This window comes from Streptomyces sp. NBC_00390 (genome assembly GCF_036057275.1).
Lineage (GTDB): Bacteria > Actinomycetota > Actinomycetes > Streptomycetales > Streptomycetaceae > Streptomyces.
On sequence record NZ_CP107945.1, the window covers coordinates 4,884,758 to 4,897,030 of the forward strand.

General features: G+C 69.0%; 8 protein-coding genes and 1 pseudogene. 4 read left to right on the forward strand and 5 right to left on the reverse strand.

Annotation, left to right across the window (positions count from 1 at the left end):
• Positions 1-3: 3 nt before the first annotated feature.
• Positions 4-1,512 carry an FAD-dependent monooxygenase gene (locus OHS70_RS21525; RefSeq protein ID WP_328399476.1) on the reverse strand — a complete coding sequence of 503 codons (1,509 nt, stop codon included), beginning with the start codon at positions 1,510-1,512 and terminating at the stop codon, positions 4-6.
• Positions 1,513-2,387: 875 nt separating this feature from the next.
• Between OHS70_RS21525 and OHS70_RS21530 the strand changes: the two genes are divergently transcribed.
• Complete coding sequence (locus tag OHS70_RS21530; RefSeq protein WP_328405804.1) at positions 2,388-4,325, forward strand: NAD-binding protein; 1,938 nt, start codon at positions 2,388-2,390, stop codon at positions 4,323-4,325.
• Between the two features lie 6 nt (positions 4,326-4,331).
• Here the strand turns inward: OHS70_RS21530 and OHS70_RS21535 are convergent.
• Positions 4,332-4,555: pseudogene (locus OHS70_RS21535) on the reverse strand (helix-turn-helix domain-containing protein); the annotation flags it as partial.
• On the opposite strand from OHS70_RS21535, the gene OHS70_RS21540 reads away from it, so the two are divergent.
• Complete coding sequence (locus OHS70_RS21540; protein WP_328399478.1) at positions 4,532-4,783, forward strand: hypothetical protein; 252 nt, start codon at positions 4,532-4,534, stop codon at positions 4,781-4,783. The pseudogene OHS70_RS21535 and the gene OHS70_RS21540 sit on opposite strands and share 24 nt — an antisense overlap.
• On the opposite strand, the gene nhaA is transcribed toward OHS70_RS21540, so the two are convergent.
• A complete protein-coding gene (nhaA, locus tag OHS70_RS21545) occupies positions 4,753-6,051 on the reverse strand; it encodes a Na+/H+ antiporter NhaA (RefSeq protein WP_328399480.1) in 1,299 nt (432 codons plus the stop codon). The two genes, OHS70_RS21540 and nhaA, sit on opposite strands and share 31 nt — an antisense overlap.
• Before the next feature lie 249 nt (positions 6,052-6,300).
• Positions 6,301-7,806, reverse strand: coding sequence for an alanine/glycine:cation symporter family protein (locus OHS70_RS21550; protein WP_328405806.1), 1,506 nt, complete (start codon positions 7,804-7,806; stop codon positions 6,301-6,303).
• Positions 7,807-8,265: 459 nt separating this feature from the next.
• Between OHS70_RS21550 and OHS70_RS21555 the strand changes: the two genes are divergently transcribed.
• On the forward strand, positions 8,266-9,507 hold the full coding sequence (locus OHS70_RS21555) for a cation:proton antiporter (RefSeq protein WP_328399482.1): 1,242 nt from the start codon (positions 8,266-8,268) through the stop codon (positions 9,505-9,507).
• Positions 9,508-10,298: 791 nt separating this feature from the next.
• Here the strand turns inward: OHS70_RS21555 and OHS70_RS21560 are convergent.
• Positions 10,299-11,360 (reverse strand): PucR family transcriptional regulator, encoded by a 1,062-nt coding sequence (locus tag OHS70_RS21560; protein ID WP_328399484.1) that lies wholly within the window; start codon positions 11,358-11,360, stop codon positions 10,299-10,301.
• A gap of 265 nt (positions 11,361-11,625) precedes the next feature.
• Here OHS70_RS21560 and OHS70_RS21565 point away from each other — a divergent pair, with 265 nt between their 5' ends.
• A complete protein-coding gene (locus OHS70_RS21565) occupies positions 11,626-12,231 on the forward strand; it encodes a hypothetical protein (RefSeq protein ID WP_328399486.1) in 606 nt (201 codons plus the stop codon).
• Positions 12,232-12,273 lie beyond the last annotated feature (42 nt).

The window sequence follows — 12,273 nt, forward strand, 5'->3', positions numbered from 1 at the left end:
TGGTCAGGCAGGTGTGCCGAGTGCTCGCCTCAGCCACTGGTCCAGGGAGGCTACGGACGTGCCTCGCCAGGCCAAGTGTCCGTCGGGCCTCACCAGCATGACGTGCCGCCCCCGGGCGCCAGACGGGACCAGTGTGGTGGCAGGGGTCGTCGTACCGAGGTGTCGCGCGGTGACGGACACGTACACATCGTGGTTGCCGGACGCCGGGACCACGAGCCCCCAACGCGGCCCGATCTCCGCATAAAGACGGGTGGGACTGCCATCTGGGCGGGTGCATGCGAGGTCGGGTACCCGGTCGCCGACTCGCGGGCCGGGAACGGACCATCGTTCGTGCGGCCGTACGCCCAACGGCCCCCTCCGGTAGTGGATCTTCAGCTGGGACGACTGCTCCCATATCAGCCGCTGCACGAACGGCCGGTTCATCAGCGGTACGAAGACGCGGTCTCGTGCAGCACGGGCCACGAGTGTCCGGCCGACGACCATGCGGGTCAGGGAACTGGTGGACTGCAGCACCTCGCGGGCGATCGGGCGACGCTCGGACTCGTACGTGTCCAGCAGTGCGTCGGATGCCGCTCCGGAGGCGACCATGGCGAGCTTCCAGGCGAGGTTCTCGGCGTCACCCAGGCCGGTGTTCAGTCCCTGCCCCCCGAAGGGGCTGTGAGTGTGAGCGGCGTCCCCGGCCAGCACGATGCGGCCGCGCCGGTAGGTGGATGCGAGTCGGCGATGGATCCGGAAGGTGGAAGTCCACAGCGCGTTGCGGACTGTCGACGGGGCTATTCCGGCCTGGATCCGTAGCTGCTCCTTGAGCACGGCAAGCACGTCTGGCCGGCCGAGGCCGTCGGCGTCGCCGGGTGCTGGGGACATCAGACGCCACACGTCGGTGCCGGGCAGAGGAAAGGCACCGAGCATGCTGCCGGCGCGGAGCCATACGGACACAGCGTTCGCAGGCAGAGGCAGTGCCGCTTGAACGTCGGCCAGCAGGAAGCGCTCGATCACGGCCACGCCCGGGAAGCTGATTCCTGCTGCCTTGCGTACGCGGCTGTGCGCGCCGTCGCAGCCGGCCAGCCAGTCCGCCCGTGTCTGTCCACCGGTGAAGGAGACATTCACGCCGGAGCCGTCCTGGTCGGCGGCCAGCAGTTCCTTTCCCCATTCCACTTCGACGCCCAGCGCGCGCAGCCGATCCCTGAGACGCGCCTCGATCTCGGCCTGGGAGATGAGCAGACCGGGCCTGGTCACCAACTTCGTGCGCTGACCGACATTCAGCCGTGCCATCGGTTGCCCGTCGACGTGGGTGATCACTTGCTCGATGCGCACCGATCGCTCCGGAAGGTCGTCCAGGGCGCCGAGCCGGTCCAGTACCTCCGCACCTCTGGGCTGCAGTCCCAGCGCCCTAGAGGTTCTCGAGGGTCCCGCCGCCCCGTCGAGGACCCGCACCGCCAAGCCGTTCGCCCTGAGCCCGCACGCAAGGGCGAGACCGGTGGGACCCGCACCCGCGATCACGATGGTGGACATCGGTATCCCTTGTTTGTTAGTGACTAACTCTTGTTAGAGAGTAACTCTATTTTGGAGTGGGTACAGCTCCGTTTGCGAAGGAGCCGACGGCTCTCTCCCGTCGCGGCCAGGTCTTGCCGTGCTGCTCGCGGACGACCATGCTCCGCGCAGGTGAGCCGGGAGGTCTGGGCGGCATGGCCCGCAGACGGCGTGGGCGCCGTGCGGGGCAGCCTCGATGCCGACCACCGAAGGGTTGTGGCCCTTGCGTTTGCCGGTTGGGGTGATCAGGTCGGGCTGGATCTGCTCGACGGATCCGCAGAGGGGTGGCTCGCCGCACGGTGGGGAGCGTGTCGTCGGTGATGGCCGGCCGCGTTTCCGCCCTCGTAGGCCGCGGTGTCGCGTCCTTGGAGAGCGGCCGCGGGTGCTCTCCCGTTCGGTGGCGGCCGTCGCGGCGCAGGACGCGCATCCCAGCTTGCCCGTCCTGAGGGGGCTGGCTGATCGGTGGCCCCTTGCTATGACACGCGCGGCTACGTGCTCCTCGGCACCACCGCCCCAGCTGTCATGGTTGGTGGGGCTTCGGTCATGAGCAGCGTCAGTGGCCTGGAAAATGGGAGACGCCGATCGGAACGCTCCCGGCGAGGAAGAGGCCGGTGTCCGCTGCGATGAGCGCCACAGGACCGAGCGTGACCTGTGTCCCGCCGGACATTCGGCATCGGGTGGCCGGGATTGACGGCGCCCGCAGGAGGTCCGACCAGCTACGACCTGTTCAGGCCACGCCTTGATGCCCGACGCCGCATCCGGCCCCGGGTTACCGCTTGTCCCCGTCGCAAGGGAGTCTTGGGGGCGTGTCTTCTCTTCTTCCTCAGCAGGCTCAACAAGCCGTGCCCGCAGAGCAGATGATCGTCTGCGGGGACGATGCGCTGGCTACGCGTCTTGCTGCCGAGCTGCACGATGTCTACGGGGAGAGGGTGACGCTCGTTGTCCCACCTTCCCGCTCCTCCGAGAGCGTGAGCCTGCCGCCGACCGTGGCTCGGAACCGTATCCGGGCCTCGGTGCTCTTCGGGCGCGTGTCAGCTGCCATCACCCGGCCGGACAGCGCCGACGATGTCGGCTCGAGCGGTGAGTTCCTGCTCCCCGTACGGGAGTTGGAGGCCACGGAGCCGTCGGAGGAGGCGCTGCGAGAGGCCGGTGTGGAGCGGGCTGCGGCGCTTGCCCTCGTGTACGACGACGACGAGACCAACATCCGCGCCGCGCTGACCGCCCGTCGGCTCAATCCCCGCCTGCGGCTGGTGATCCGGCTCTACAACCGCAAGCTGGGCCAGCACCTGGAGGAGCTTCTCGACCAGGCCGCGATGGTCGCGATGCCCGGGCTGACCTCAGCCGCGCTGGACGCCTCCACCACGGTGCTGTCCGACGCCGACACCGCGGCACCGGCCCTGGCGGCGACCGCCGTCGCCGGCACGAGCAAGGTTGTCCAGGCCGACGGGCTGCTGCTGCGAGCCGTGGAACGCACCCCGCCCGGGCGCGGCGAGGTCCCTGACCCGGGGCTGTGCACGCTCGCCCTGCTGTCGTCCACGACCAACGACCCGGCGGGCGCGGAGGGATCGGACAACAGCGGCGTCCAGGGGCCCCTGCTGCTGCCCGACGACGCCGCGGTCACGGCCGCGACCGGGCGGGGGACCGTGGTGCTGGAGACGGTCTCGTATGCCGGGCCATGGGTGCCGCCCCGCCGCCTTGTCGGCCGCGGCGCATCGCTGGGAGAGATCCTCTCGCGCCGGCTGCGCTGGACCCTCGCCGGTGTTGCCGCGGCCGTCGTCGCCCTGGCCGTCGCCTCCTGGCTCACGACCGGAGACCACCCTTTGCACGCCGCTTACATCACACTTCTCGATCTGTTCGGCATTGGGGACCCTGCTGTCGGCGAGCCTTTGGTGCGCCAGGTGTTCCAGCTCATGGCCGGACTCGTGGGACTCGCGCTGCTGCCGGTGCTCGTGGCAGCCTCGCTGGAGGCCCTTGGGACAGTCCGTGGAGCGCATGCGCTGCTCCGGCCACCGCGCGGACTGTCCGGGCATGTGGTGCTGCTGGGCCTCGGCAAAGTGGGCACCCGTGTGCTGGCCCGGCTGCGTGAGCTCGACATTCCCGTGGTGTGTGTGGAGGAGGATCCGGAAGCGCGCGGAATCCCGCTCGCCCGCCGTCTGCGCGTGCCCGTCGTGGTGGGAGACGTCACCCAGGAGGGCGTGCTGGAGGCGGCCAAGGTCCACCGAGCGCACGCCTTGCTGGCCCTGACCAGCGCCGACACCACGAATCTCGAAGCAGCGCTGTACGCGCGCACCGTCAAGCCGGATCTGCGGGTGGCGCTGCGGCTGTACGACGACGACTTCGCCACCGCCGTCTACCGCACCCTGCGGGCGGCACACCCCCAGGCCCTCACCCGCAGTCGGAGCGTTTCCACACTCGCCGCGCCCGCGTTCGCCGGGGCGATGATGGGCCGCCAGATCCTCGGTGCCATCCCGGTCGAGCGAAAGGTGCTTCTGTTCGCCGCGCTCGATGTAGCCGGACATCCACAGTTCGAGGGCCGCACCGTCGCCGAGGCGTTCCGCCCCGGCGCCTGGCGCGTCATCGCTCTGGATACGGCCGAGCCCGCCGAGCGCCGGCCCGATCTGGCCGCGAATCGTCCGGACGACGGCGGCCGGACCGTGGCCGGACTGCTGTGGGACCTCCACCCCGGCTACGTCCTGCGCGCCGAGGACCGTGTCGTGCTTGCCGCGACCCGCCGCGGGCTGGCCGAGCTCCTGGGGCGGCGGTCGGCACCCCGCCCGGATCCGCGGACGTCCTGACACTCGGAGAGTCTGCGCCGCCACTGCTGTCTGGAAGGTGTAGCGGTGGACGGGGTCGCCGGGCCGGCGCCGGTCGGTTTGTGGGTGCGATCGAGCCGGTACGTCATGACCGGACGCTCAGCCACAGCCGCCGCGCCGCTTCGGCAGCCATGCAGCCCGTGTCGAAGTACGCCGTGAGGGTGTCGATCAGGGGCTGTGCTCCGCCCGTGGGCTTGCTTGAGCGGGCCGAGCACGCCCGTCGGGCTGCTCAGGCGGCGTACGACGTGGGCTACGAGAGCGGCATCCACGACCATGACGCCTTCGCGACCCTCGGTGTCGTGCTGCGCCTGCGTGAGGGCGCCGGGCTGCCGCGCTACCCGGCCGCGTTGGTGCCGCCGCTCACCAGAAGGGTCGGACCGGCGGCCCCGCCGACCAGCCAACCGGCCAGCTATTGGAGGCCGGAGCCGGTGCGCTGGTAGATGTCGGGGATGCCGTCGTGGTCGTCGTCGCGTGTTTCTTCCTCGTACAGGCGGCGGTAGATCCTGTTGCGGCGTTTGATCAGCAGGGCGGCCAGGCCCGCCGCAATCAGCGATCCGATGAGGACCGCCGCCTTGATGCTCTCGGCGTCGGCCGGATCGGGGAAGGCCAATTCGCCGATCAGGAGGGCGACAGTGAAGCCGATCCCGGCCAGGACGGACAGCGCCAGGACGTCCGCCCAGGCCAGGTCCGGGTTGAGCCGGGCCCGGGTGAAGCGGGCGGCGAGGTAGGTGCCCGCGAAGATGCCGACGGTCTTTCCGACCACCAGACCGAGGACGACCCCGAGCGGTTCCGGGCCGGTGAAGACGTCACCCACGGCCGATGCGGAGACTGCGACGCCTGCGGCGAACAGCGCGAAGAGGGGGACGGCGATGCCCGCCGAGACCGGGTGCAGCAGATGCGAGGTCCGCTCTGCCGGGGAGGCGGTCTCGCCCTTGTCGCGGGTGGTGCGCAGGATCAGGCCCATGGCCACACCGGCGACGGTGGCGTGGACACCGCCGTTGTACATCAGCGCCCAGATCGCGATGCCGAGCGGGGCGTACCACCACCAGCCCCGCACACGGAAGCGCTGGAGAACATAGAAGACGAGCAGTCCGGCGAACGCGCCGCCCAGGGCCAAGAAATTCAGATCGCTGGTGAAGAAGATCGCAATGATGAGGATCGCGCCGAGGTCGTCGACGACGGCGAGGGTGAGCAGAAAGGCGCGGAGCGCCGAGGGCAGGTGGGTGCTGAGGACGGCGAGGACCGCGAGAGCGAAGGCGATGTCGGTGGCCATGGGGACGGCCCAGCCGTCCAGTCTGCCCCCACCCGCGCCGGCAGTGGCGGCGTACACGGCGGCGGGCACTGCCATGCCGCACAGGGCGGCGACGACCGGCAGAGCTGCCGTAGCAGGAGTGCGCAACTCACCGACGACCAGTTCGCGCTTCAGCTCGATGCCCGCGACCAGGAAGAAGATGCTGAGCAGACCATCAGCGGTCCAGTGCTCCACGGAGAGGTCGAGGCCGAGTGCGGGGATACCGAAGTGGAAGTCACGTAGCTGCTCGTAGGCCCCGCTCCACGGGGTGTTCGCCCATACCAGGGCCACCACGGCTGCGAAGAGAAGCACCAGTCCGCCGACTGTCTCCGTTCGCAGCGCCTGGGCCACTGCTGTGCGTTCCGGCCAGGGCAGCAGGCCGAGGAAGGTGGAACGCTCGCGCGGGGCAGCGGCCATCAGGAGGACCTCCGGGGCATCGACGTGAGGGCATACGGCCCCTAGGACGCCGACCAGACTTCCCGGCACACCCCGCGTCTCACGGCCCCGCTTCGGGGCGCTGCATTGACGCGTTCTTTACACCCTAACCGCCTGCCGGTGATCCCACCAGATGCCGTTTCACCTGCTGAAACGCACAACGAGCGGGCCTGTGCACACCAAGGCGAGAGGTGTGCGCAGGCCCGCTCAGGAGCCGGGTCGCAGGGGCGGTCAGGCGGTGGTCTTCACCAGCTCCGGGTCCTCGTCGGCGTGGCCTGTCTCGCTGGCCTTGCGGGCGCGGACGAACTCCAGGAAGGAGTTCAGCTCGCGCTTGACAACCGGGGCGAGGAGGTAGAGGCCGATGATGTTGATGACGGCGAGCATGAACAGGATGGCGTCGGCCATGTCGATCAGGGTCTGCAGGGTGAGCAGGGAGCCCGCGACGGCGAACAGCGTGTAAAGCACCTTGAAGATGAGCTCGCTGGCCTTGCTGCGACCGAAGAGGTACGTCCAGGCCTTGAGGCAGTAGTAGCCCCAGGTCAGCACCGTCGAGATGGCGAACAGCATCACCGCGATGGTGAGGATGCACGGGAACCAGGGCAGCACCGTGCCGAACGCGTCGGAGGTGATGGTGACGCCGCCGATCGACTCGCCCGCACGCGCCTCGGCCCAACTGGCCGGGTTGGCGATCACGATCGTCAGGGCGGTCATGGTGCAGATGACCACGGTGTCGATGAACGGCTCCAGCAGGGCGACCAGACCCTCGCTGGCAGGGTGCTTGGTCTTCACGGCAGAGTGGGCGATCGGCGCGGAGCCGAGACCGGCCTCGTTGGAGAACGCCGCCCGCTTGAAACCGATGATCAGTGCGCCGAGGACACCACCGGCGACGCCCTCGGGGTTGAAGGCGCCCTTGACGATCGAGGCCAGGGCATCGGGGACGGCGGTGACGTTCACCAGGATGACGACCAGGCAGGCGGCGATGTAGATGCCGGCCATGGCCGGGACCAACTTGCTGGTGACATTGGCGATGGAGCGGATGCCGCCGAGCAGGACGATGCCGACGAGCGCGGCGATCAGGATGCCGAAGAACAGGGCACCCGCGGACGAGCCGAGGGCGCCGTTCTCGCCACCGGAGACGGAGACGAGCTGTGCGTAGCTCTGGTTGACCTGGAAGAGGTTGCCGCCGAAGAGGCCGAAGAACAGGATCATGAAGGAGGCGAGGACGGCGAGCACCTTGCCGAGGGTCTTGCCGTTCTTTCCGAAGCGGTCGGCGAGGCCCTTGGGCAGGTAGTGCATCGGGCCGCCGGAGACGGTGCCGTCGGCATGCACCTCGCGGTACTTCACACCCAGGGTGACCTCGACGAACTTCGTGGCCATACCCAGCAGGCCGCAGAGGATCATCCAGAACGTCGCACCGGGACCACCGATGGAGACGGCCACGGCGACACCGGCGATGTTGCCGAGACCGACCGTGCCCGAGACCGCGGCGGTCAGCGCCTGGAAGTGGTTGACCTCACCGGCCGACCCCTCCTCGTCGTACTTGCCCCGCACCACGTCGACCGCGAGCCGGAACTTGCGGATCTGCACCAGCCCGAACCAGCCGGTGAACACCAGGCCGGCGACCACGAGCCAGGCAACGATGAGCGGCAAGTCCGTCCCACCGACGGGAACGGACCATGCGGCCCGTGAGGAGGCGTGCGACGCGCTCCCCCATCTCGTGGTCGGGCAGTACGACATGGTGGACGCCGAGCCGCTCCGGCGGCTGATGGCCTTGGCCCAGTTGTTGGGAACGTCTGTCTCCAGGAGGTTGGAGCTGAACAGCATGCTCGCCCTCTTGCCGGCCTGCGTTCGGAGGACGCGGACTTCACGAGGCTGGTCCTGCTGCCCGCAGCCGTCTTCGGCGCCAACGGACTCGTCATCGGAGCGACCCTGAGCGAGCGTTCAACCGCGGCGAGGCCGAGCGTGCCGGGTCACCCGTCGCGCATGCGCCCTGGTCGGGAGGCCGCTTCTGACAGCCGGCCCGCCGTTGCAGTTGACCGAGCTCGCTTCCGGGTGTCGGCAATGCAACAACGCCACGGGTGCGCGCTAGAGACCTGTCAATGTCGCGTAAAGAACGGGTAAGGTTCCCAGCGGTGTGCCGGGAAGCCTGGTCGGCGAATTCGAGAGAGCTCTCTTTTCCGATCGGGGGACACCCTCATGGTGCTCGTTGCTGTCTTCGGGGTCGCACTGCTCATCGCTGTGCTGCTGTCCGGGCTCGCTGCTCGTACGGTTCTGTCCACATCGCTCCTCTTCCTGGTCGGCGGGGCGCTGGTCAGTGACGGCTTTCTCGGTCTGATTCACATCACGCCAAACAGTGAGATCGTCTCGGTGACTGCTGACCTCGCTCTGTTCGCCGTGTTGTTCACCGACGGCATGCATGTCTCTTTCCCCAAGCTGCGGGCGAACTGGAAGAACCCGGCGCGGGCCCTGGGGCTGGGCATGCCGCTCGCCTTCGTCGGCATGGCCCTGGTCACGCACTACGTGGTGGGTCTGGACTGGACGACGTCGTTCCTGGTGGGCGCGGTGCTGGCGCCTACGGACCCGGTGTTCGCGTCGGCGATCGTGGGGCGCAAGGAAGTCCCTGCCAAGCTACGGCAGTTGCTGAATGTGGAAAGCGGCGTCAACGACGGTCTCGCGCTGCCGATCGTTCTGGTCCTCATCGCGGCGGCCGGCCCCGCAGTCGGCCACGGCAACGCGTCGTTCGGCAAGATCGCCCTGGAACTGGGGCTGGGACTGGCCTTCGGTGTTCTCCTGCCACTGCTGGTGAACGGTCTTGCGCGGTTCCGGCTGCTGGGTGCGGAACCGAAGCTGCAGCCGCTGCTGCCGCTGGCCATCGGGATCATCCTGTACGGGCTGTGCCACCTCACCCACGCAAACCCCTACCTCGCGGCCTTCTCGGCCGGCGCGGTCCTCACTGCCGTCTCCCCGGAGGCGAAGGCTGCGTTCGAGCCGCTCGGCGAGGCGCTGGCCGAGCTTGCCAAGTTCGCCGCCCTTCTGGTCTTCGGCGCACTGCTCACCCCGCAGCTCTTCGCGGACCTGTCGTTGGGCGGATACGTCGCCGTGGTGCTGGCGATCGTGCTCATCCGGCCGGCATCACTGCTCATCTCGCTGATCGGAACCGGGTTCGACCGCCGCGAGAAGCTGGTCGCGGCCTGGTTCGGACCGAAGGGCTTCGCATCGGTGGTGTACGGACTTCTGGTCCTGCAGGCCGGTATCCCGCAGGGTAAGGAGGCGTACACGCTGATCGCCGTGTGCATCGCCGCCTCGATCATCGCCCACAGCAGCACCGACGTACCGATCGCCCGTCTCTTCCACGTAGAGGACCTGGCCGGCATTCCGAGCGACGAGGACGAGGCGGCAGCCCAGCACAGCAAGGAGATCGGGCATGCTCGCGCATGACCTCGCGGAACCGCATTCACACATATCGACCGAGGAGCAGGGCTTCGGTGGGGGACCACCTGCACGCAGATGTACCTCCGCCGCCGCTTGCGGAACCCGACGACACTGCGCGGGAGGCGGCGGCCCTGACGGCGCGGTACGCGGCCCGCTGGTGGCAGTGGCCCAGAAGACCAAGGTCGGCGGCACCACCTGCTCGGTGTCATCTCCGCGCCGCCCACCAGTGAGCCAGGAAGGCCGGTCGGCATGACGTCTTCCTCTGTTGTGGAGTTCTGCCGATGCCCCTGACTCTGTTCCTGCTGGCCGCCTGGGCCGTAGCCTTCCTCACCCTCAATGTTGTACTGAGCGTTCGGGTGTGGCGTCTGCGAGACCTTCCCACTTGGCGCCGCTGCTTGCCCGCCACACTGTTGTGTGCGGCACTGGCCTCCAGTCTCACCAGGGCCACCGGCACGACAGAAATCGCCTCCGCTGCGGCGTTCCCCTTGAACGTAGCGACTCTGGTGGTCGCGCATACCGAGATCCGGAGGCGCCGACGCTCCGCGGGGGCAGGGATCCCCACGAGCGCACCGATGTCGTGACCCCTGCTTCACGAGCCATGGGCGACATCAGGGGCTCGTCAATCCCCGTCCTCTGAGCCGCTGCTGAGGTCCATCCGCGTGAACGGGCTCGGCTCCTCAGCGCCGTCGTCCCGTGCCGGCCAAGCCCCAGTGAACGCTGGGGTGCCGCACAGTGTGGAAGACGCCCGGTAGGGCGACCATGACCGGCCCCGCTCGCGCCCGCGCACGCCCTGGCCGTCAGAGGTCCTGGTTCGGCCAGTCCAGCAGGCGTGCGCCGACGACCGCTGTCTGGAGGGTGTAGCGGTGGACGGGGTCGCCCGGGTCGGCACCGGTGAGCTTGTGGATGCGTTCGAGCCGGTACGTCATCGCCCGCACGCTCAGCGAGAGCCGTCGGGCTGCCTCGGCGGCCACACAGCCCGTGTCGAAGTACGCGGTGAGGGTGTCGATCAGGGGCTGGGCTCCGCCGCGGGCCTGCTTGAGTGGGCCGAGGACGCTGTGCACGAGGTCGGCCATGGCCTGGCGGTCCCGGGTCAGCACGGGATACACCAGAAGGTCAGCGGCATGGAGCACAGGGTCTTCGAGGTCCATGCGGGTGGCCAGGTCGAGAGCGTTCAGCGCCTCTTCGTAGGAGTGGACGACGCCTCCGGCGCCTGGATGGGCCCGGCCGATGGCCACTTGGCCGCCGTCCGTCGCCGCGTACGCCTGCTTGGCGAAGAAGCTGAGCACCTCGGACTGGTCGCCCGGTGCGATGCAGATGAGCCGGCCGTCCTTGGTGGTGAGCAGGATGCGGCGGTTCCCGAAACGCGCGACGAGCGAGGAATCGATGTGGCGGGTGATGGGGGAGCCGTCGTCGAACGGCTCGGTGCCCTGCGCCACGGCGACCGCGTGGGCATGGGAGAGCAGCAGCCCGAAACGCTCGGCGCGCTCCGCCAGACGGCCAAGATCGCTGCGCCCGTAGAGCAGGTCGTCGATGAACTCCCGGCGCACGGCCTCCTCCTGACGTACCGCCAGTCGCTGGGCTCGCTCGTGCCCCTCCGCGAAGGCGTCCACGGCCTGCTCGACGGCGGCAAGGAGGTGTTCGGCGGCGGTGCCCGTCAGTCCGGGTCGCACGGTTCCGGCGGCGGCGAGATGGGCACGGACCAGGACGCGCAGTCCGATGCCGGCCTCTGCGGCGCGCTCGCCCTGGATCCGGAGGGACGTCAGCTCCTCGCGGGTGAGCCGACGGCTCGTGGCGCAGGCATCCACCAAGGTCTGGGTGTACCCCTTCAGGTACTCCTCGGGTGTCTCCCGCTCCGTCATGCCTCTCCCCGCCTTTCTGACGCGCCGCTGACGACTGCGTGACGCGAGGATGCCAAGGGTGGCACGACCGTTCCGGGGGTCTGCGACCGGCATCAAGAAGCCGTAAAGATTGCCAGTGAGCGGCAATGCGAACAGGCTTGCTGCGCTGCCAGGATGAGATGGGTCGGGCGGAGGGGAAGATCTCCTGCCGGAGGCCGGAAAGGAGTGATCCGCTCCGACTGCCGGCCGAGGTGACCTCGACCGGCAGGAGACGAGGGGAGGACCGATGGCAGAGTTTCTGGAAGTCGCCGTCAGGTTCCCCACGGTGCTCTTCACCTCAGCACTCGTGGTCGTCGTCGGCTTCTGGCTGCTCGTACTGATCGGCGCCGTCGAATCCGACAGCTTCGACGCCGACGTTGACGCCGACACTCTGCATCTCGGCGGAGTGCCCGTCTCCGTGTCGGCCTCGCTGTTGATCGTGCTCGCGTGGTTCGCCAACTACAGCGGTTCCGTGTTCCTCACCCGCTCGGACCTGCCTGAAGCCGCGATCCATCTGCTCGGCGCGGTCCTGCTCTTCGGCTCGCTCTTCTTCGCCTGGCGGGTGACCCGGGTACTCGTGCGACCGCTCGCGAAGCTGTTCCCTGATGAACCCGGGCCGTCCCGGCAGGACTTCGTCGGGCTGACCTGCACCATCCGCACGGGGCGGGTGGACGCGGGCTTCGGCCAGGCCGAGGTCGCGGCGCGGGACGGCTCCACGGCTGTCGTCCAGGTCCGCCAGACCGGGACCGACGTCCTGGCACTCGGCAGTACGGGGCTGCTGTACGCGTACGACGACGCCGGCGAGTTCTTCTGGGTCGCGCCCTACGACGCGGCGCTCGACCCGCGCGGCTGACACGCCGCTGCCCTCAGCCTTCAGCTTTCACCTCTCACCAGG

Excerpts from the sequence above, each read along its gene's own strand:
- OHS70_RS21565 (WP_328399486.1), top strand. The coding sequence starts at position 11,626 with ATGGCAGAGTTTCTGGAAGTCGCCGTCAGGTTCCCCACGGTGCTCTTC.
- OHS70_RS21555 (WP_328399482.1), top strand. The coding sequence starts at position 8,266 with ATGGTGCTCGTTGCTGTCTTCGGGGTCGCACTGCTCATCGCTGTGCTG.
- OHS70_RS21560 (WP_328399484.1), bottom strand. The coding sequence starts at position 11,360 with ATGACGGAGCGGGAGACACCCGAGGAGTACCTGAAGGGGTACACCCAG.
- nhaA (WP_328399480.1), bottom strand. The coding sequence starts at position 6,051 with ATGGCCGCTGCCCCGCGCGAGCGTTCCACCTTCCTCGGCCTGCTGCCC.
- OHS70_RS21530 (WP_328405804.1), top strand. The coding sequence starts at position 2,388 with ATGATCGTCTGCGGGGACGATGCGCTGGCTACGCGTCTTGCTGCCGAG.
- OHS70_RS21550 (WP_328405806.1), bottom strand. The coding sequence starts at position 7,806 with ATGTCGTACTGCCCGACCACGAGATGGGGGAGCGCGTCGCACGCCTCC.
- OHS70_RS21525 (WP_328399476.1), bottom strand. The coding sequence starts at position 1,512 with ATGTCCACCATCGTGATCGCGGGTGCGGGTCCCACCGGTCTCGCCCTT.